Here is a 20,876-nt window from a genome sequence, read left to right on the forward strand (position 1 = left end):
ATTTCGTTCGCCACGCCCAGACCCGCCTCAGTCACGCGCTTCGAGGACCTCATCGTCGGGTTCCAAGGCGGCAACACTCACGAGATGAACCCGCCGACTGTCGGCGCGCAGCACCGTGAAACGGAAACGACCGAGTTCCACCATCTCGCCGCGCTGGGGGAGATGTCCGAGTGCGTTGACGATGAGCCCACCGATGGTATCGAACTCCTCATCCGAGAAGTCACTGCCGAAATAGTCGTTGAAATCCTCGATCGTGGTCCGGGCCTTGGCACTGAATTCGTTTTTGCCACGACGAAAGATTCCCGGCCCCTCATCGTAGTCGTGCTCGTCATCGATCTCCCCGACGATCTGCTCAAGGACATCCTCGATGGTCACCAGCCCCGCCGCACTCCCGTATTCATCGATCACGATCGCCATGTGATTCCGGCTCGCGCGAAACTCTTTCAGCAAAACATTCAGCCGCTTGCTCTCAGGCACGAAAACCGCCGAGCGGAGCAGATCACGGATGTTGAAGGCGCGGCCACCATGGTCGCGACAGAACGGCAGGAGGTCTTTGGCGAGAAGGATGCCTACCACCTCGCCTTTGTCATCACCCGTGACCGGAAAGCGGGAGTGGGCGGACTTGATCGCGATCTCGAGGATCTTTTCGAGCGAATCATCGCGCCGCAGACAGACCATCTCGGCACGCGGGATCATGATGTCGCGGACCCGCAGATCGGAGACCTGCAACACCCCTTCGATCATGCTCAAGGCATCCATGTCGAGCAGTTCGCGTTCCTTCGCGTCCTTCAGTAATTCCAGGAGTTGTTCCTTGTCTCGTGGCTCGCCTCCGAGCATCTGGCCGATTCGCTCCAACCAGGTGAATGAACGCGAGCCGTCGCTAGATCGATCGCTTGTCATCGTTTCTCATGGTTCTTCATAGGGTGACGGAAATCCCAAGGCGTCAAGAATACGGGTCTCCAGATCCTCCATCACGACCGCGTCAGCTTCATCCTGGTGATCATGACCCAAGAGATGCAGCACGCCATGGACGACCAGATGAGCCCAATGGGCCTCGGCTGATTTTTCTTGCTCCTGGGCCTCGCGCGCGACCACGTCGGCACAGATCACGAGATCGCCCAGCAGATCGTGAATCGAATCGCCCATCGGCACGCCCGCCGGGGCATCGAACGGAAAAGACAGCACATTGGTCGGACCTGGACGCCCACGATAGGTCTGATTCAGGGACGCACTCTCCGCGGCGTTGACCATCCGGATGGTCAACTCGGCATGCTCCCGGCGCCCCTCCAACGCGGCTTGCACCCAACGCTCAAAGGCGCCGTCGTCCGGGAGGCCAGTCAACACACTGGCTCGCTGCAGATCCAGCTTCAGATGCATCTGAGGTGGTGCTCGCGGGACGGACCCTTAGGCGGTAGGTCGCGGACGCCCCGATGCGGGCAGGGTTCGCTCGAAGGCGTCATAGGCATGGACGATGCGTTGCACAAGGGCATGCCGCACGACATCGCGTGCATTGAAGAAGGTGAAACTGATTCCCCCGACGTCCTTCAGCACCTCCACGGCCTGTCGCAGTCCGGACGGCTGACCGCGCGGAAGGTCGATCTGCGTGACATCGCCCGTGATCACCGCGGTGGAACCGAAACCAATGCGGGTCAGAAACATTTTCATCTGCTCCGGGGTGGTGTTCTGTGCCTCGTCGAGGATGATGAAGGAATCATTCAGGGTGCGGCCGCGCATATAGGCCAGAGGGGCAACCTCGATGACATTCCGTTCCATGAGTTTCGTCACCTTTTCGAAGCCCAGCATCTCGAAGAGGGCATCATAGAGCGGGCGCAGGTACGGATCGATCTTTTGCGCCAGATCCCCGGGCAGGAACCCCAATCGCTCACCGGCTTCCACGGCGGGACGAACCAACAGGACACGGCGCACTCGGTCCGATTCAAGTGCCTCGACCGCGCAGGCAACCGCAAGGTAGGTCTTCCCCGTCCCCGCCGGACCCACGCCAAAGTTGATGTCATGTTTCAGAATCGCGTGCAGGTAGGCCTGTTGATTGGGTCCGCGCGCCTTGATCAAACCACGTTTGGTCTTGATGATGACGTCAGGCAGACGATCCTCGGCGGCTTTCAGCAGGTCATCGGCACCGGCGCTCTGCAGCGACAGATGAATGGACTCGGGGGTCAAAACCTCCATCGCCGTGTCGGCGTAGAGATCCTGCAGGAGTTGCTCACCGAGTCGCACACCACGAGGGTCACCAATCAAGCGAAAGCTCACGCCCCGGTTGCTGATTTCGATCCCAAGGCGCCGCTCGAGTTGGCGTAGGTGCTGATCGAGTTGACCACAGAGATTCGCCAGCCGCACGTTGTCGGCGGGCGCGAGTTCGAGGTCGAGGGTCTGCGGTTGGACTGACGGGCTTGCGGCGTTCACGCGCGCGGACCCGGGATGTCAGCTTGGACGCTGGGAGTGCACAGGATGCCGCGCAGCGAGTTGGGTAGGGCCTCGGTGATTTCGAGATCAACGAACTCCCCGATCAACACGCAGTCCCCTGCGAAATTGACGGCCCGGTTGTTCTCGGTCCGGCCGGTCAGTTGTCGGGGATCCTTGCGCGACGGCCCCTCGACCAACACCCGCTGCCGAGTTCCAATCATCGCCTCGCTGTAGGCGCGGGCATTGGCGTTGATCCGTTCCTGCAGCTGCTCAAGGCGGGCCTTCTTGACCTGCAACGGCACCTCGTCGGGATAATCGGCGGCCGGTGTGCCCGGACGTCGGCTGTAGATGAAGCTGTAGCTGTGGTCGAAGCCGATGTCCGCGACCAGATCGAGGGTCGCGGCGAAGTCGGCATCCGTTTCGCCCGGGAAGCCGACGATGAAGTCGCTCGAAAGGCCGATATCCGGACGCACTTGGCGCAGACGACGAATCTTAGCTCGGTATTCCAATGCCGTGTGCCCACGTTTCATCAAGGCCAGGATCCGATCCGAGCCGGACTGCACTGGCAGGTGCACGAAGCTCACCAACTCCGGAACCTCCGCAAAGACCTCGATCAAGCTGTCCGAGAAGGCCACCGGATGGCTGGTGGTAAAGCGAATCCGATCGATACCGTCGATCGCGGCCACGTAGCGGATCAGGAGCGCAAGATCCGCGCTCGCCTCGCCCTCGGCATCCTCGGCAAGGGCTCCGCGGTAGGCATTGACGTTTTGGCCCAGCAGATTGATCTCACGCACGCCTTGTTGCGCGAGTCCGTAAACCTCGGCAATCACATCATCGAACGGACGACTGATCTCCTCACCGCGCGTGTAGGGCACGACGCAGTAGGTGCAGTATTTCGAACAGCCCTCCATCACCGAGACATAAGCAGTCGGCCCTTCAGCGCGCGGTGCGGGCAGCGCATCGAACTTTTCGATCTCGGGAAAGGAGACATCAACCTGCGGCACTCCGCGCTCGGCGAGATCCTTGAGCATGCGTGGAAGACGATGGAGCGTCTGGGGCCCGAACACCAGATCGACATAGGGCGCCCGTGTGCGAATCGCATCGCCCTCCTGGCTGGCCACACACCCCCCGACCCCGATCACCACCTCAGGTCTTGCCGCCTTCAGGGGGCGCCAGCGGCCGAGCTGTGAAAAGACCTTCTCCTGTGCCTTCTCACGGATCGAGCAGGTATTGAGCAGCAGCACATCGGCATCTTCAGCACGGGCGGCCAATTCCATCCCCATGGACTCTCGCAGCGCATCAGCGATGCGGTCCGAGTCGTATTCGTTCATCTGGCAACCATGGGTCTGGATATAGAGCTTGCGCGGCATGGGCTTTGGGAGGTTCGGGAGTTGGGGGCTGGTGAGTGTGATCGTCAGGCGGGCGATCCCGCGACAGGCGCGCCGGGAGACGACGACGGGATGTTCGGCTCGCGTGCCTTGATGCGGATGTGCTCGGGCAATGATCCGTCGTGAACGGCATGACCGCGTATGACACACGTGCCTAACGTTAAGTCATTGGGGGCCGCCGTGACTCGATCAAGACCCAAGGATGCATCGCAACATGGTCAAGACCTAGGCATTGATCGCATCCTGCATGGAGTGTGGTCCGTGCGTCAATCCCGGACGCCGTAAGGATGTGTTCGCGCTGGGCGCAACGCGCGGAGTCGGCACGCGAAGCATCCTGCGTTTTGCGCATCCGCGTGTCAAGCCGTCAGCATGATCTGAGATCAGAATGGCCCCCAGTTGATCAGGATCAACTTCACTGTAAACTTTGAGACACAGCATCTAGTCGGCGCTATAGTCCGCAACACAAGATATAGTGTTTACGGATCAGAGACGCCTCATGGGACACCAACAACCCAACCTCTCCACCCTGCCCGTGCGGGTTCGCAAGCGCGATGGTGAAGAGGTTCGCTTCGACGCCTCCAAGATCGAGTCGGCGATCCTGCGCGCGGGTCAAGCGAGCGGGGAGTTTGGCGCGTCTGAGGCGAGCCTCTTGACCGCCCAGGTGGTCAAGGTGCTGGCACACCGCTATGGCATTGAGCGCTTTCCGGACATCGAGGGCATCCAGGATGTCGTCGAGCAGACCTTGATCAGCGCGAACCACTTCGAGACCGCACGAAGCTACATCGTCTACCGCGAGCAGCATAAGAAACTGCGCGACGAGCACCGCACGCTGGTGGATGTCGCGGGCTCGATCGACGAATATCTCGACCGCTCGGACTGGCGGGTTGCGGCCAATGCCAACCAGGGCTACTCGCTCGGCGGCCTGATCCTGAACACCTCGGGCAAAATGATCGCCAATTATTGGCTCAGTCATGTCTATCCGCCGGAGATCGGACAAGCCCATCGCGAGGGTGACTTGCATATCCATGACCTGGATATGCTCTCTGGCTACTGTGCCGGCTGGTCGCTGCGGACCCTCTTGAACGAGGGTCTGAACGGTGTCCCCGGCAAGGTCGAGGCAGGTCCCCCGAAGCATATGTCCTCGGCAGTCGGGCAAATCGTCAATTTCCTCGGCACCCTCCAGAACGAATGGGCCGGCGCGCAGGCATTCTCCAGTTTCGATACTTACATGGCCGCCTTTGTCCGTGTCGACAATCTGCCTTACAAGCAGGTCAAGCAATATATTCAGGAACTGATCTACAACCTCAATGTTCCTTCGCGGTGGGGCACCCAGACACCCTTCACGAATCTCACGTTTGATTGGGTCTGTCCTGAAGATCTGCGTGACCAGGTCCCGGTCATCGGGGGGGTGGAGCAATCCTTCACCTATGGTGACCTCCAAGCCGAGATGGATCTGATCAATCGCGCCTATATCGAGGTCATGACCGAGGGAGATGCGAAAGGCCGAATCTTCACCTTTCCCATCCCCACCTACAACATCACGACCGATTTTATTTGGGATAGCCCGAATGCCGATCTGCTGTTCGAGATGACCGCCAAGTATGGCTTGCCTTATTTTCAGAACTTCCTCAACTCAGAGCTTTCGCCCAACATGGTGCGCTCCATGTGCTGCCGCCTGCAGCTGGATCTGCGCGAACTCCTCAAGCGCGGCAACGGACTCTTCGGCTCGGCGGAACAGACCGGATCGCTGGGCGTGGTCACCATCAATTGCGCACGGCTTGGATTCACTCACCAGGGCGACGAAGCCGGGCTGATCAAGCGGCTCGATCAGCTCTTGGAACTCGCGCGCAACAGCCTGGAGATCAAACGCAAGGTCATTCAGCGTCATCTGGATGCGGGACTCTTCCCCTATACCAAACGGTATCTCGGAACCTTGCGCAATCATTTCTCAACCATCGGGGTGAATGGCATCAACGAGATGATCCGCAATTTCACCAAGGATGCCGAGGACATCACCACTGACCGGGGCCATGCCATGGCCTGTCGATTGCTCGACCAGGTTCGCGCGCGCATGGTCGAATTCCAGGAAACGACGGGCAACATGTATAACCTGGAAGCCACCCCGGCGGAAGGGACGACCTACCGCTTCGCCCGGGAGGATCAGAAACGTTTTCCTGGCATCCTCCAGGCCGGCACACCCGAGACACCCTATTACACGAACAGCTCACAACTCCCGGTCGGCTATACCGACGACCCCTTCGAGGCGTTGGCCATGCAGGAAGAGTTGCAAACCAAGTACACCGGCGGCACGGTGCTGCATCTCTACATGAGCGAGCACATCTCTTCGACCGACGCCTGCAAACGTCTCGTCCGCCGTGCCTTGGAGAATTTCCGCCTGCCCTATGTCACGGTCACCCCCGTGTTTTCCATCTGTCCCAAGCACGGCTATCTCGCTGGGGAACATGAGTTCTGTCCAGTCTGCGACCAAGAACTGATGGCACGCAAGGCCGCGCAGGGCGAATGGGCCATTCACTGAGACCGGCGCCGAACTCCCGCGCCACGACCCTTTCATCATTACTACATGCACCATCAGGACGTCATCATGAGCCAAGGTCACATCGAACTGCCGAACGAAGAGCGGACCCGTTGCGAGGTCTGGACTCGCGTGATGGGTTATCACCGCCCCGTGTCTGCCTTCAATGCCGGCAAACGGAGCGAGCACGCCGAACGACGTTATTTCACTGAAGCGCCCACGGCCAGCCAAGGCAAGCGGGGCCAGCGCGCGGCCGCCTGAGCAGCGTGCCGACTCGGGCTTGACCGCGCGAATGACCCATGTCGCCAGGACAGCGTCCATTCCCGACCAACCAGACAACGCAGCACGCGGATGACCCGCGGGTCGTGCGCCCGTTGCGGGTTGGCGGACTGTTACCGCTCACAACCATCGACTATCCAGGAGAGCTCGCGGCGGTGGTCTTTTGTCAGGGCTGTGGCTGGCGATGCCGCTATTGTCACAACCCCAGTCTGCTCGACCCGCATGCAGCGACCTCCCTCACCTGGGGTGACGTCGCTGCCTTTCTCGACCGGCGCGTAGGCCTCCTCGACGCGGTTGTTTTCAGTGGCGGTGAACCGACAGTACAACAGGGTCTTGAGGCGGCCATCGCGGAGGTCAAGGCGCGTGGATTCAAGGTCGGATTGCACACCGCGGGGGCGGTGCCGGGACGGCTCGCACAGATCCTCCCGCATCTCGACTGGATCGCGCTCGATATCAAGGGCCTGCCTGAGAGCTATCCGACGATCACTGGTGTCACCCATGCCGGTCGCGCGGCTTGGGAAAGCCTCGCGCTGCTACTTGATGCCAAGATCGAGCTTGAGGTTCGCACGACCTTGATGCCCGGTTGTACCTCGGAGGACGTCGGCAAGCTGGCACGGCGGCTGTCCCGAGCCGGAGTGAAACGCTACGCCATTCAAGCCTGCGACACCGCCCACGCACTCGACCCTGGGCTCGAACCATCAGGCATCCCCTTCGCACAACTCGTCCGCGACGTCGATGCCAGTTCCTTCACCAGCCTGATCCTGCGCCATCCCTGATCCAACGTTCACGCGGCTTCGTCAGCCTTTGCCGAACCAGGTCACACACCCCACATAGGCGGGATGTGGATTCTGCCCCCCTGGGATTGAGGAGCACGCGATGCGTGACCTACTACTGATTGACAATGGCTCGAAGCGCGCTGACGCGATCCTGAGCCTGCGAGCGATTGCCGAGCGTCTCGGTGCGCGGGTCGGCCGGACCGTGCTGCCGGTCTCACTCTTACACGCCCATCATGTTCCGAGCAGTATCTTGAATGATCAGGCGGCCGACACCTTCGAGCCCTTCATGCGACGTCGGCTCACTATGGGCGTGCGCCACTTCTCGATCATCCCACTGTTTTTCGGTCCCAGTCGGGCCATCAGCGATTATGTCCCCGAACGCCTCGCGGCACTCCGCGACGAATTTGGATCATTCGAGGTGCGCCTCGCCCGCAACCTATGCCCGATGCCCGCTGGCGAACCCCTTCTCGCCGAAATTCTCTTCGATCTGATCCATGACACGGCGACGCGCGAACGGATCAAGCTGAGCCGCGTTCTGTTGGTCGATCATGGCTCGCCCATCCCAGCCGTGACCGAAGTGCGCAATTGGCTCGCGCGTCGCTTGCGGGCACTGCTCGATACCGAGATTGAATTGGGCGAAGCCGTCATGGAACGACGGGCTGGATCAGAGTATGACTTCAACGGAGCGCTCCTAGAGGACCATCTTCGCAAGCTTGCCGCGGTCGACCCGTCCAGTCCGGTGATCCTGTCCATGCTCTTTCTCTCGCCAGGACGCCACGCGGGTCCGGGCGGTGACATTGCCGAGATCTGCGCGACGGTCAGCGCGGACTGTCCTGGTTTTCGCACGGTCTACACGCCCTTGGTCGGCAGCCACCCGAAATTGATCGAGATCCTCGCGCGGCGCGCCGCCGAGCTTGAGATCACATCCACCCGATGACGCTGAGCCGCGTGATCACAACCGCCCGGCAACGGCCATCGGGTTACGGACCCGCTTCCCCATTCTAGCCCTTCATCACATGAGGTCACTGCTTCGATGATCGACAAGAACAACGACAACGGACTGTTTCGCTGGCGCTTCCACCGGCTGGGTGGTTTCGATCAGGTGCGGATCGAAACCGGCGAGGACCTGTGCCATCTACCCGAACTCGACCAAAAGCTGTGGGCCGCGTTGAGTTGCCCGACCACCGGACTCGAGCTCGACAGCCACACCCTCGAACTGCTTGATGCCGATGGAGACGGTCGCATCCGTGTTCCAGAAATTCTGGCCGCGACGACCTGGATCTGCCGTGTCATCAAAGATCCGAATGATTTGATCAACAATCAGTCGACCGTGGTCCCACTGGCCGCGATCGACGAGTCGACCGAAGACGGTCGACGTGTTCTCATCGCAGCACGCAACATCCTGACCAATCTCGGCAAGCCCGAGGCCATCGAGATCACCGCCGAGGACACCGCCGACACCAGCCGAATCTTTGCGACGGCGCGATTCAATGGTGACGGGATCGTTCCGGCGACATCCGCGGCCGACCCAGCTCTCGCGAGCGCCATCTCGGATATCCTAAGCTGTGTCGGCGCCGCAACCGACCGCAGTGGCCAGCCCGGCATCTGCGCGGAGCGGTGCGAGCACTTCTTTACCGAGGCGCGCGCCTATCTCGACTGGTGGAACGAAGCCGAGGCGGATCCGACCAATCTGCTCCCGCTCGGGGAGCTGACGGAGCAAGCGAGCCGCTCATTCGGGGCTGTGCGTGCAAAGATCGATGACTTTTTCACACGCACAAGGCTTGCACTCTACGACCCCTCTGCCAGCGCGGTTCTCAATCCGAATGCGGATGCCTTCAGCGCGCTCGGCACCCTCATGCTCTCAGCGGCCACCCCGGATCTATCGGTTTTCCCGCTCGCCCGTATCGAGGGCGGACATGCACTACCGCTCGAACGTGGTGTGAATCCGGCTTGGGCACAGCCCTTGGCGGAATTCCGCGAGCTCGTCATCACCCCCCTGTTGGGTGAGCGAGACGCACTGACTGAAGCCGAGTGGCTCGACCTGCGCACACGTTTTTCCGCGCATGCGAACTGGATGGGGCAGATGCGCGGTGCCGTGGTCGTCCCACTCGGGATCACACGGGTACGTGAACTCCTGACCACCGACTGCGAACCCGCCATTCGCCGCCTCATCGCTGAAGACCTCGCGGTGGCCGAGGCCGTCGATGCCTTCGCCCAAGTGGACCGGCTCGTTCACTACCATGCCCACCTCTTCACCCTGCTCAATAACTTCGTCTGTCTGAGTGATTTCTACTCCGGTGAGAAGAAGGGGATCTTTCAGGCTGGAACACTCTATCTCGACGGGCGGGGATGCGAACTCTGTATCCAGGTCAAGGATCTCGACGCGCACAGTGCCATGGCCTCCATGAGCCGCACCTACCTTGCCTATTGCACCTGCACGCGGCGCGGTGGTTCCGAAACCATGCTGATCGCTGCCGCCTTTACCGATGGCCACGCCGAGAATCTCATGGTGGGCCGCAACGGCGTTTTCTACGACCGCCAAGGACGCGACTGGGACGCAACCATCACCAAGATCATCGAGCAGCCGATCAGTGTGCGCGAGGCCTTTTGGCGACCCTACAAGCGCGTCGCGCGGCTGATTTCGGAACAAATCGAGAAATTTGCCGGGGAGCGTGATCAAGCGGTTGACAACGCCGCCAGCAAAAACATCGCCGAGGCCGCGCTTAAAGGCTCCAACGGGGCGAATCCAGCCTCGGGCTTCGACATCGCAAAATTCGCTGGTATCTTCGCGGCCCTAGGTCTGGCAATCGGTGCCATCGGAACGGCCTTGGCGACCGTCATGGTGAGCCTGTTCAAGTTGCAGTGGTGGCAGTTCCCGCTGCTCGTCGGCGGTGTGATCCTCGCCATCTCCGGGCCCGCGATGCTCCTTGCCTACCTGAAACTGCGCGCGCGCAATCTCGGGCCCCTGCTCGATGCGAACGGCTGGGCGATCAACACCTCGGCCAAGATCAACATCCCGTTCGGGACCAGCCTGACCACCCTTGCCGAACGTCCACGTGGATCGCAATACTCACTGATCGATCCTTTTGCCGAAAAACGCCGTCCTTGGAAGCTCTACGGCGTCATCATCTTGCTGCTCGCTGCACTTCTCGTGCTCTGGCACCAGGGCCATCTGGAGCGTTGGTGGTTGGACTTACAGGAGTCTGTGGCCACCATCGAGCAGGCTGAATCCAGCCCGGACGTCGGTGCGGGAGCAACGAGCGAAGACCCGTCCGACGCTGCCACACCCGCTCAGGACGCGGACGCTGCGGCCACGGAGGATGGCGCGGAGGCGAGCGATCCGCCTGCTGAACCGGCTGACACACCGCCCGCTCCGGAGCAGGAGCAGGAGCAGGAGCAGGAGCAGGAGCAGGAGCAGGAGCAGGAGCAGGAGCAGGATGCATCCGAAACAGAAGAGACGGCGAGCACGGAACCGGTGGTTGAGGAAGACCCAGCAGGCGATCCCGCCGCCGAGTAGCCATACACCGACCGGGTGGCGGGCGCTCGACTCGAGACTTCGACTCCCGCCTTTGGATCAATAGATGGTCTCTGGAATGTAGCCGGGGGCGTTAGGCCCCAGGTTACGCTCCCCATCCTCGGCCGCCTCGTAGGGATTGCCTTGGGCATAGGGATCGCCCGCGGCGGTTTCGGCCTCGTCCTCGACCGTATCGATGACGGGGTCGCCAATCAGCGCGCCGTCCGACAGGCTCACACCCTCGATCACCGTTTGATTGCCGCACCCACTCAGCAGCGCGATCAACAGCCCAAGGGCCAGGACGGTGTCACGACCTGGGTCACGGCGATCAGCAGGCAAGCTCATGAGTGCTCCATCGTGCGCATCACAGTCAGCATGAAATGAGTCTGCGTATCCTCGCACAAGATCAGGAATCGCATGCGTCTTTTGTTGCTGGAACACCGCTGATCGCGGCGCGTACCGCGTCTTCCGAGACCGGGAGCATGACCCTGTGAGACGCGATCACCCCCCACCTCGAGGGGACGACTCATCAGAGGTGCACTGCCGCTGCCCGGAACAAGCGTGCTATCGTTTCTTTTTTTTGAGGAATTGTGTTGTGTGTTCGAGGATCTTCCAGTCGTATCCCGGAGGTTTGCTCCTTCTGATCGCGGTGTGTGCGACCCTCCTCCCGCCCCCCACTAGCGTGGCGGCCGAGCGACCCACGATCGGACTCGCCCTCTCGGGTGGTGGCGCACGGGGTGCGGCTCATGTCGGTGTCCTGCGCGTTATCGAGCAACTTGGAATTCCGGTGGACTATGTGGCCGGCACCTCGATGGGCTCGATCATCGGTGGACTCTACGCCATGGGGATGTCGCCGGATCAAATCGAAGCCACGATCGAGGAGATCGATTGGAACGCCATCTTTCGCGATGAACCGCCACGTCAGCAGCGGCGCATCCGTCGGAATCTGGACGACAGAAGTTTTCTGATCGGAGCGAGACCAGGCGTGAACGAAGCGGAGGGCGAGGTCAATCTGGTCCCGGCGTTGATCCAGGGACAACGGCTCGACCTCGCCTTGCGACGCTATACCATGCCCGCGCGCACGATCCACAACTTCGATGATCTTAAGATCCCGTTTCGCGCGGTGGCAACAGACGCCGTCACTGGGGGCGCGGTTATCCTTGGGTCGGGTGATCTGGCAACGGCCATGCGTGCCAGCATGGCCGTGCCTGCCGCATTCTCCCCGGTCGAGATCGATGATCAGCTGCTGATCGACGGCGGCCTCGCCATGAACCTGCCGGTCAGCGCCGTGCGGGAGATGGGCGCGGACATTATCATCGCGGTCGATGTCGGCGGACCAAGGCGCGATCGTGAAGAAATCAACAATGTGCTCGAGATGCTCGATCAGGTGATGAGCCTGGTCACCTGGCGCAATACCCAGGAGTCCATCGCCGAGTTGCGCCCGGACGATGTTCTCATCGTGCCGCCGCTGGGACGCGAGGTCCTCGCCGCGGATTTCAACAGGATGCTCGAAGCCATCGCCATTGGTGTGCGGGGCGCCGAGGAACGGCGTCCAGAACTGCTCGCGCTCAAGCGCCCGGCCCGGCAGCCTGAACGTTTTGTCGCCGGCCAGCGTCTCCCAGAGACACCCATGCCGGTGATCGATCGCGTCCGCATCGAAAATCAATCCCGCCTCTCGGATGACTTAATCGCTCGCCGCCTCGACGTGCCGCTCGGGGAACCCCTGGATGTCAACGCCTTGGAGGCACAGATCGAGCGGATCTTCGATCAGGACAACTTCGAGACGGTCCATTATCAGATTGAGAAAGCCGCCGACGAGAAAACCGAACTCGTCGTGACCGCAACCGAGAAATCCTGGGGAACCAGTTACCTGCAGGCGGGACTCGAACTCTCCTCGGCATCCGGGGGAGATTCGCAGTTCAACATCGGCTTCGCCTATACCATGGCGCCAGTCAATCCACTAAACGCGGAGTGGCGAACCCAGTTCCAGCTCGGCGAAGAGCCCGGTTTAATCACCGAATTCTACCAGCCATTGGATCCGCTCGAGCGCTGGTACCTGGAAGCCATGGCCGGCTATTTCACGGAGAGTCTCACCCTGTTCGAACCCAGTGTCTCGGACAATCCCAAGGCGAAATATCTGCTCACGCGTGCCGGCGGATCGCTTGAGGTCGGCCGTAACCTCGGTCACTGGGGCCGGCTCGGCTTAAGCTATTCACGTTACGGCGGTCGGGCGTCGTTGCGCTACGGGGATCCCGGCATGAGGGGGTACGGTTTCGATGATGGAGCGCTCGGATTGACCTTCTACATCGACACCCTCGACAACGTGAATTTTCCACGTCACGGCTGGGCCGCGACGACCTTCGCAACAACCTCGCGGACGGAACTGGGCGCATCCCGGAACTATGATCAAGCCGGCATCAGCGTCCTGCACAGCCGGAGTTGGGGTCCTAACAGCCTGCTGACGAGTCTTCGGTTCGCGGGAACCTTCGGTGGGGAGGAGTCGCCGCAATCGCTTTATCGCCTCGGCGGTTTTTTGAACCTCTCGGGCTTCAACCAGAACGAACTCTCCGGAGCCAATCTCGGGCTTGCACGTGGCATCTATCTGCGCCAACTCGGGGTTGGCCTCGTGAACACCTATGCGGGAGCATCGCTTGAGTTGGGAAATGTCTGGGATCAGCGCTCCGATATCAATTTCGACACCTTGCGCGTGGGCAGCAGCCTCTTTCTCGGTGCCGACACCTTCATTGGCCCACTCTACTTCGGTTACGGTTTATCCGATGGCGGTTTCAACGCGATCTATCTGCTCTTAGGCCGCCCCTGGAGTGTGCGCTGGACCGATTGAGCCACCGCCTCCTCCGACCGCTCACCCTGCTTGATGCTCCGACTCTCCAGATCAAGCAGGTATTCGAGCTGAGGCGGCAACCCGCCGGTCTGCTAGGCACAGCGGAGTGCCGTGGGACGGTTCGGCATCTTCGCCAGATCACGTTCGTCCTCCAAAAAGGGGGAGGTTTCACGGACGGCCGCGGCGGTTTCGCGCAACACGGCGAGAGACCATGCGGGCAGCTCTTCGTTCAGGCGGTAATGGATCCACAGACCGTCACGGCGATCACGAACTAATGCCAACTCGCGCAGTTGCGCGAGATGCCGGGAGACATGCGGCTGCACCGCGCCAAGGGCATGGGTGAACTCACAGACACAGAGTTCCGGATGCCGCACGAGCAGAATCAGACAACGCAGGCGCGTCTCGTGTGAGAGTGCACTGAAGAAGTCCCTGGGAGCTATGGTCATGATCGCAACGACTCGACTGCCAACGAATGACCCCGGGGCACAGGTCCGCGCCTGTGTTCGCCCGTGATGCGATGAGCCATCTCCGTTGGCATCGGCCCACGCCGTGTCCCCTGGATGCGTCCGGGCATCCCGGCATCCTCGGGTCCCAACCCTCACCATGACTCAATGGATCAACGGAATGGATCGACCCGATCTCAGCGCGCATACGCCCATGATGCAGCAATACCTGCGCCTCAAGTCGGATTATCCCGACATGCTCTTATTCTACCGGATGGGCGACTTCTACGAACTCTTCTTCGAGGATGCCGAGCGGGCGGCCCGACTGCTCGATATCACGCTCACCAAACGCGGCCAATCCGGCGGGCAACCCATCCCGATGGCCGGCGTTCCCTATCATGCCGCGGAGACCTATCTCTCACGATTGGTGCGCAAAGGGATCGCGATCGCCATCTGCGAACAGGTCGGCGACCCCGCGAAGAGTAAGGGACCCGTGGAGCGGCGGGTGGTCCGAATCGTCACACCGGGCACTCTGACGGACGAGGCACTGCTCGAAGATCGCCGCGAGAATTTACTCTGCGCCATCGCGACCGCCGCCGACGGCTATGGACTCGCGGTGCTCGAGCTTGCCAGCGGTCGCTTCTCCGTGCTCGAGGTCTGCGATCTCGAGGCATTGACCAGCGAACTCGAACGCCTCAAGCCCGCCGAGATCCTGATCGCCGAGGACGCTTCGCTACCTGAATGGTTGCATTTGGAACGGGGGGTGACGCGCCGTCCAACCTGGCATTTCGAGCACGACAGCGCGGTGCGGTTGCTCTGTGAGCAATTCGGCACCCGTGATCTCAATGGCTTTGGCTGCGCCGACTTGACGCGCGCCATAGGCGCGGCCGGCTGCTTGCTCCAGTACGTTCGCGACACCCAATTCGCGGCCCTGCCACACCTGCGCGCACTCATCACCGAAACGCGTGACGAGGCGCTCATCCTGGATGCGGCGACCCGTCGCAATCTAGAGATCACCGAGAGTCTCAGCGGCCGATCCGAACAGACCCTCCTCGGGGTACTCGATCGCACGGCAACCGCCATGGGGAGTCGCCTCCTGCGACGCTGGCTCGGCCGCCCCCTACGGGCACGATTCGTCGCCGAGGCTCGTCATGCCGCGATCACCGCACTCATGGATTGCGATCGCTGCGGAGACCTCAAGAAGATTCTGTCTGGAATCGGCGATCTCGAACGCATTCTCACCCGCATCGCACTGCGTTCGGCGCGCCCGCGTGATCTCTCGACGCTGCGTGATGGCCTGGCCTTGCTGCCGGAGCTCCGTGCGCCGCTGCTCGATGGCGATGATCCGCTGTTACTCGATGTCCTGGCCGCGCTCGGCGATCACCCTGAGGTCCAAGACCGTCTCGCGCGCGCACTCGTCACGCAACCTCCCCTCTTGATCCGAGATGGCGGCGTCCTCGCGACCGGCTACGACACGGAACTCGACCGACTGCGCGGCCTGTCTGACAGCGCCGACCGGTTTCTCCTCGATCTCGAGGCCCGTGAACGCGACAGCACCGGTCTTCCGGGACTGAAGGTCGGGTATCACCGAACCCACGGCTACTACATCGAGTTGGGACGCAACCAGGCCGACCAGGTCCCCCCGCATTACAGCCGTCGCCAAACGCTCAAGGGAGTCGAGCGCTATGTCACGCCCGAACTCAAGCGGTTCGAGGACGAGATCCTTAGCAGCCGCGAACGCGCCTTGGCACTCGAAAAATCACTCTACGAGGAGTTGCTCGCACACCTCGCCGAGACCTTAGACCCCCTACGACGCAGCGCCGAGGCAATCGCAACGCTCGACGTGCTCGCGAACCTGGCCGAACGCGCCGGGACGCTCAACTGGTCGCGACCACGTCTGAGCGACGACCCCTGTATCAAAATCGAGGACGCGCGCCATCCGGTGGTCGAGAGCGTGCTCGACATGCCCTTCATCGCCAATGGGCTGGACCTGGACCCGGGGCGGCGCATGCTCATCATCACCGGCCCCAATATGGGCGGTAAATCGACCTATATGCGCCAGAGCGCCTTGATCGTCTTGCTGGCCTACAGCGGAAGCTTCATTCCGGCGCGCACCGCGACGATCGGCCCCATCGATCGGATCTTTTCACGGATCGGGGCATCGGATGACCTCGCCGGTGGCCGCTCGACCTTCATGGTGGAGATGGAGGAGACGGCCAACATCCTGCACAACGCGACCGCCGAGAGCTTGGTATTGATGGATGAGGTCGGCCGTGGCACCAGCACCTTCGATGGCTTGTCCCTAGCCTGGTCCTGTGCCATCGAACTGGCCACGCGGATCGGGGCCTACGGACTCTTTGCGACCCATTATTTCGAACTCACGACCCTGCCGGAGGAGTACCCGGGGATCGCGAATGTTCATCTCGACGCGATCGAGCATGACGCACGCATCCTCTTCATGCACACACTGCGCGACGGCCCTGCTAATCAGAGTCATGGCCTGGCGGTCGCCGCGCTTGCCGGTGTGCCCGCACCGGTGATCGAGCGCGCGCGTTCACGCTTGCGCGAGCTGGAATCGGGGGCGCGACGCCATGCCGAACGCGACGCGGTGCAATTGTCACTCTTTCCGCTCGAGCTCGAACCAAGTCCCCAGCCACATCCCGTCGTGCGGGAACTCGACGCACTCGACCCGGATGCCCTGACACCACGGGAGGCACTTGCCATGCTGTATCGTCTGAAGGAATTGGCCGCGACCTGAAGCAGTGCGGGTTTGCTCACGTGCGGAGGACGGCGTCGATCCCGAGTCAATGCAAGGTGCTCAGGCGAGTATCCGAGACGCGGACCGCTCTTCGTCATCCTCGGGATGATCGGCGTGGACGCGCAGCAGGGCCAGGGTAATATTGTCTGAACCACCACGTTCGTTCGCCAGATGGACCAGCGCCGCGGCGGCCGGATCGAGCGCATTGCGCGCGCTCGCGATCAGGACTTGCCGAACCCAATCCTCCGGCACCATCCCCGTGAGACCGTCCGTGCACAACATGAAGATATCGCCCGGTTCCAGATCAGTGATGCCCGAAGACACCCTGAGCTCCTCCAGGGAACCCAGGGCGCGGGTCAGAATGTTCTCCCCCACGCCACAGCGCCGGGCGTCCTCACGCGAGGCGAAGAATCCCTGATCGACGACATCTTGGATGAGCGAATGATCGTGCGAGAGTTGCTCGAAACGCTCCGCGCGCAACCGGTAAAGCCGCGAATCCCCGACATAGGCGAACGCCAGCCAGGTCGGACCCACCGCGGCGACAACGATCGTCGTGCCCATCCCGGCGAGCTCCGAACGCACTTCGCCGAGTTGACAAATGGCCAGATGGGCCTTTTCGATAGCGGCTTCAACAAAGGCCCGTGCGTCCCCGGCCTGGTCCCAGGCAGCAGACTGGTTCTGGAAGCACTCGGCAATCACCTCCGCGGCGATTGCGCTCGCAACTTCGCCCGCTCGTGACCCACCGATCCCATCGGCGACCATCAGCAAGCCGCATTCCGGCTGCACCAGAACGGCATCCTCGTTGCCGACACGCACCCGACCAGGATGCGTGCGCCAGGCATATTCGAAGCGATAGGGCATGACGCCTGACCTCTGCACAGCCGTTCCATCGTCCATCGCAGGCATGATGCCCTCCCCCTAACATCAGGATCCACTGTCACCATTGAGTTGCGCGGCCAGGCGTTTCGCGTCGACATAACCTGGAATCATGTCACCGCTCTCGGTCAGGATCGCCGGGGTTCCCCGCAGCCCCATTTCACGACCCAGGGCAATGTGCGCATCGACCGGATTCGCGCAGGATTTAACCGGGATCTGCTTCCCGGCTTTGGCATCGGTCATTGCGACGCGTTGCGCCTCGTCGTCACCAGCGCACCACACCGACACCGCCTCCTCATAGGCCGCGCTCCCCGCCCCAGCCCGAGGGTAGAAGAGATAGCGCACGCGAATGCCTTCCCGCGCATACTGATCAATTTCGCTGTGGAGCTTGCGACAGTAGCCGCACTCGATGTCCGTGAATACGGTCACCGTATGTTGTGCGTCCGCCGGTCCGAACACGACCATCTGCGCTTCGCCGAGATCATCGACCAGGGCCTTGCGCGCGTGCGCAAGCCGTGGCTCGGTCACGTCCTCGCGCGTCTCCAGGTCGACGATGCGCCCATCGACGAAATAACGACCGTCGCCCGTGACATACATGAGTTGTGTGCCAATCATCACCTCATAGAGGCCAGGAACCGGGGACGGCGAGATGCTGTCGATCTGAACCTCCGGCACAATGTCGACCAAGGCCTTGCGAATGGTCTGTTCCGGCGAGGACCAGACCGGCTGTGCGCCCAGCAGAAGGGCGAGGCCGGCAAGAGCGGAACAATGCAATCTAGTCATGGATACCTCAATCTCGGAAGTTGGTAAATTGGATGGGAAGCCCCCAGTCCTCGCCACGCAGCAGCGCGATGGCATCCTGGAGGTCGTCACGCTTCTTGCCCGAGACCCGCACCTGATCGCCTTGGATCTGCGCCTGGATCTTGAGTTTGCTTGCTTTCAGTGCCTTGATCATACGTTTCGCCGTCTCGGAGTCGACGCCTTGCTTGAGCGCGATCTCCTGGCGCGCGGAACTCAAATTCGAAACCGGATCGCTCGGATTCAGACTGGCGAGATCCACCTTGCGTTTGACGAGTTTCTGGCGAAGGATATCCATCATCTGCAGGAGGTGGAACTCCTGCTCACCCGTCATGAGAATCTGATCGTCGGTCAGTTCGAAACGTGCCGAGATGCCCTTGAAGTCGAAACGCGTTTGGATCTCACGATTGGACTGATCGACCGCATTGCGGACTTCCTGCAAGTCGATCTCTGAAACGATGTCGAACGTTGGCATATCATCCTCTAGGAACAGCACGACGAAATCAGGACGCTACATTGTGCGAGAAATCGCACCGAAAGCGAAACCGCCAGCCACCCTCCCCCCGGGTCATCCCCGCGGATGATGGCGCGCATGCAGTTGTTTCAGGCGTTCGCGCGCGACATGGGTATAGATTTGCGTCGTTGAGAGATCACTGTGGCCAAGGAGCATCTGCACGACCCGCAGATCCGCGCCATGATTGATCAGATGGGTGGCGAAGGCGTGCCGCAGGGTGTGGGGCGAGAGGGGACGCACGACGCCGGCCTCCAGCGCATAGCGCTTGATCAACAACCAGAACGCTTGACGTGTCATGCACTCACTGCGGCTGGTCGGAAAGAGATAATCGGTCACCCGTCCCGCGAGCAGTTCGGCGCGCGGCCCCTTCAGATAGGTTGCCAACCACTGACCCGCTTCTTCGCCGAGCGGCACCAGGCGCTCCTTTCCCCCTTTGCCAACAAGCCGCACCACGCCCTGCGTCAAGCCGAGCTGGCCGGCCCTGAGCGTGACCAGTTCGGTCACGCGCAAACCGCTCGCATAGAGCACCTCAAGCATGGTGCGGTCACGGTGTCCGCGTGCATCGCTCGTATCCGGGGCGGTGAGCAGGGCCTCCACCTCCGCCTCACTCAGACTCTGAGGGAGTGGCCGACCGAGCTTGGGGGCTTCGACCCGCGCGCTGGGATCCTCGCGGATCAGTCCGGTGCGAATCAGATGCTGATAGAACTGGCGCAAACAAGACAACAGGCGTGCGCTCGATCGTGGTTTGCGCCCCTGCTGCGAGCGCATGACCAGAAAATCCAGGAGATCGAGCCGTTGCGCCGAGATCAGAGAACGGGCGCGCTCGCGTGCGATCCAGTGTGCGAAGGCACGCAGATCGGACTGATACGCCGAGAGGGTGTTGGCACTTAAGCCCCGCTCCATCCAAAGTGCATCGGCAAACCCCTCGATGAGGCTCAGATCGTCCATCATGGGCCTCCGCGCGACCGATCGTCCCGGCTCCCGGGCCGGTCCGCAACCAAGGATCCGTCCAACACCACGCCCTCGTGCTTCAGCAACCAACGCTTCATGGCAAGCTTACGGCCGTGCAGATCACCTGCAAAACCACCGAGACCGCTGACGGCAACCACCCGATGGCAGGGAATCACCAGTGGGCATGGATTGGCACGACAGGCCTGCCCCACCGCCCTGGGACTCGTGCCGAGTTGGCGCGCAATCGCACCATAGGTGCGTGTCTGGCCACAGGGAATCTGTCTCAATTCAGCCCACACGCGCTGCTGGAAGGCGGTCCCCTGCACATGGACCGGCAGCTCGAGTCGTGCGCAGGGTCGCTCGAAATAGTTCAGGATCGGCTGCAGCAGCCAATCCGGTCGCGGCCCGGTTGCATCCTGCATGAATGCGGGGGTTGGATCGAGCTCGATACGTGTGACCAGGTCGCGATCCCAGACCACGCCGAGGGGGCCACATGGCGTCTCAACCAGTGCTGACGACATCAATCCGCTGATCCCATCGAGGCGAACAACCGCAGCGGACGACGGCTCACGCGCGGCTCGACTCAGCAAGCGGGGGAACAGGTTCGATCGGGCTGTGGATAAGTCTGTGGGTGAACCCGGCGGAACGGCATGTCATGGTCGCGTATGTCACTGTTTCGTCATCCATCCTAATCCGAGCGAATCTGTATGATAGCTTTTAAATCAATCGATTGGAAAACCAGGGCGCACACAGTGGCCCCTGGTATCCGGGTCGCTGAACCGA

The 20,876-nt window shown here is 61.5% G+C and carries 16 protein-coding genes and 1 pseudogene; 6 read left to right on the forward strand and 11 right to left on the reverse strand.

Annotated features, from left to right (window positions below):
- Positions 1-27: 27 nt before the first annotated feature.
- From CKO25_RS05345 to miaB, 4 genes are read right to left on the reverse strand one after another with little or no spacing between them, the layout of a single operon-like run.
- A complete protein-coding gene (locus tag CKO25_RS05345; protein WP_200386896.1) occupies positions 28-900 on the reverse strand; it encodes a CorC family transporter in 873 nt (290 codons plus the stop codon).
- A 6-nt stretch (positions 901-906) separates the two neighbouring features.
- The gene (gene ybeY / locus CKO25_RS05350) at positions 907-1,377 is read right to left on the reverse strand and encodes an rRNA maturation RNase YbeY (protein WP_200386897.1); all 471 of its coding nucleotides are present in this window, start codon (positions 1,375-1,377) and stop codon (positions 907-909) included.
- A gap of 27 nt (positions 1,378-1,404) precedes the next feature.
- On the reverse strand, positions 1,405-2,421 hold the full coding sequence (locus CKO25_RS05355) for a PhoH family protein (protein ID WP_200386898.1): 1,017 nt from the start codon (positions 2,419-2,421) through the stop codon (positions 1,405-1,407).
- Positions 2,418-3,791: a tRNA (N6-isopentenyl adenosine(37)-C2)-methylthiotransferase MiaB gene (miaB, locus tag CKO25_RS05360; protein ID WP_200386899.1), complete on the reverse strand. Its 1,374-nt coding sequence runs from the start codon at positions 3,789-3,791 to the stop codon at positions 2,418-2,420. The genes CKO25_RS05355 and miaB overlap by 4 nt, the downstream gene beginning before the upstream one ends.
- A gap of 514 nt (positions 3,792-4,305) precedes the next feature.
- On the opposite strand from miaB, the pseudogene CKO25_RS05365 reads away from it, so the two are divergent.
- From CKO25_RS05365 to CKO25_RS05385, 4 genes and pseudogenes are all read left to right on the forward strand, one after another.
- Positions 4,306-6,597: pseudogene (locus CKO25_RS05365) on the forward strand (ribonucleoside triphosphate reductase); the annotation flags it as partial.
- Between the two features lie 44 nt (positions 6,598-6,641).
- On the forward strand, positions 6,642-7,397 hold the full coding sequence (locus CKO25_RS05375; RefSeq protein ID WP_200386902.1) for an anaerobic ribonucleoside-triphosphate reductase activating protein: 756 nt from the start codon (positions 6,642-6,644) through the stop codon (positions 7,395-7,397).
- 100 nt (positions 7,398-7,497) lie between these two features.
- Positions 7,498-8,334, forward strand: coding sequence for a sirohydrochlorin chelatase (locus CKO25_RS05380; RefSeq protein WP_200386903.1), 837 nt, complete (start codon positions 7,498-7,500; stop codon positions 8,332-8,334).
- Positions 8,335-8,430: 96 nt separating this feature from the next.
- Positions 8,431-10,914, forward strand: a complete 2,484-nt coding sequence (locus CKO25_RS05385; RefSeq protein WP_200386904.1) for a hypothetical protein — start codon at positions 8,431-8,433, stop codon at positions 10,912-10,914.
- A gap of 57 nt (positions 10,915-10,971) precedes the next feature.
- Here CKO25_RS05385 and CKO25_RS05390 read toward each other — a convergent pair whose 3' ends face one another.
- On the reverse strand, positions 10,972-11,256 hold the full coding sequence (locus tag CKO25_RS05390; protein WP_200386905.1) for a hypothetical protein: 285 nt from the start codon (positions 11,254-11,256) through the stop codon (positions 10,972-10,974).
- A 286-nt stretch (positions 11,257-11,542) separates the two neighbouring features.
- Between CKO25_RS05390 and CKO25_RS05395 the strand changes: the two genes are divergently transcribed.
- On the forward strand, positions 11,543-13,753 hold the full coding sequence (locus CKO25_RS05395) for a patatin-like phospholipase family protein (RefSeq protein WP_242467437.1): 2,211 nt from the start codon (positions 11,543-11,545) through the stop codon (positions 13,751-13,753).
- A gap of 92 nt (positions 13,754-13,845) precedes the next feature.
- Here CKO25_RS05395 and CKO25_RS05400 read toward each other — a convergent pair whose 3' ends face one another.
- Positions 13,846-14,199: a metalloregulator ArsR/SmtB family transcription factor gene (locus CKO25_RS05400; protein WP_200386906.1), complete on the reverse strand. Its 354-nt coding sequence runs from the start codon at positions 14,197-14,199 to the stop codon at positions 13,846-13,848.
- Positions 14,200-14,377: 178 nt separating this feature from the next.
- Here CKO25_RS05400 and mutS point away from each other — a divergent pair, with 178 nt between their 5' ends.
- Entirely contained in the window at positions 14,378-16,954 is a 2,577-nt protein-coding gene (gene mutS, locus CKO25_RS05405; protein ID WP_200386907.1) for a DNA mismatch repair protein MutS, read from the forward strand.
- 60 nt (positions 16,955-17,014) lie between these two features.
- Here mutS and CKO25_RS05410 read toward each other — a convergent pair whose 3' ends face one another.
- From CKO25_RS05410 to CKO25_RS05430, 5 genes are all read right to left on the reverse strand, one after another.
- Positions 17,015-17,860, reverse strand: a complete 846-nt coding sequence (locus CKO25_RS05410; RefSeq protein WP_242467438.1) for a PP2C family protein-serine/threonine phosphatase — start codon at positions 17,858-17,860, stop codon at positions 17,015-17,017.
- Between the two features lie 18 nt (positions 17,861-17,878).
- Positions 17,879-18,613 carry a DsbC family protein gene (locus tag CKO25_RS05415; RefSeq protein WP_200386908.1) on the reverse strand — a complete coding sequence of 245 codons (735 nt, stop codon included), beginning with the start codon at positions 18,611-18,613 and terminating at the stop codon, positions 17,879-17,881.
- A 7-nt stretch (positions 18,614-18,620) separates the two neighbouring features.
- A complete protein-coding gene (locus tag CKO25_RS05420; RefSeq protein ID WP_200386909.1) occupies positions 18,621-19,103 on the reverse strand; it encodes a YajQ family cyclic di-GMP-binding protein in 483 nt (160 codons plus the stop codon).
- Positions 19,104-19,196: 93 nt separating this feature from the next.
- Positions 19,197-20,093, reverse strand: a complete 897-nt coding sequence (xerD, locus tag CKO25_RS05425) for a site-specific tyrosine recombinase XerD (protein WP_200386910.1) — start codon at positions 20,091-20,093, stop codon at positions 19,197-19,199.
- Entirely contained in the window at positions 20,090-20,614 is a 525-nt protein-coding gene (locus CKO25_RS05430) for a methylated-DNA--[protein]-cysteine S-methyltransferase (RefSeq protein WP_200386911.1), read from the reverse strand. Before CKO25_RS05430 ends, xerD begins: the two co-directional genes overlap by 4 nt.
- Between the last annotated feature and the right edge of the window lie 262 nt (positions 20,615-20,876).

This window comes from Thiocapsa imhoffii (assembly GCF_016583985.1).
Classification (GTDB): Bacteria; Pseudomonadota; Gammaproteobacteria; order Chromatiales; family Chromatiaceae; genus Thiocapsa; species Thiocapsa imhoffii.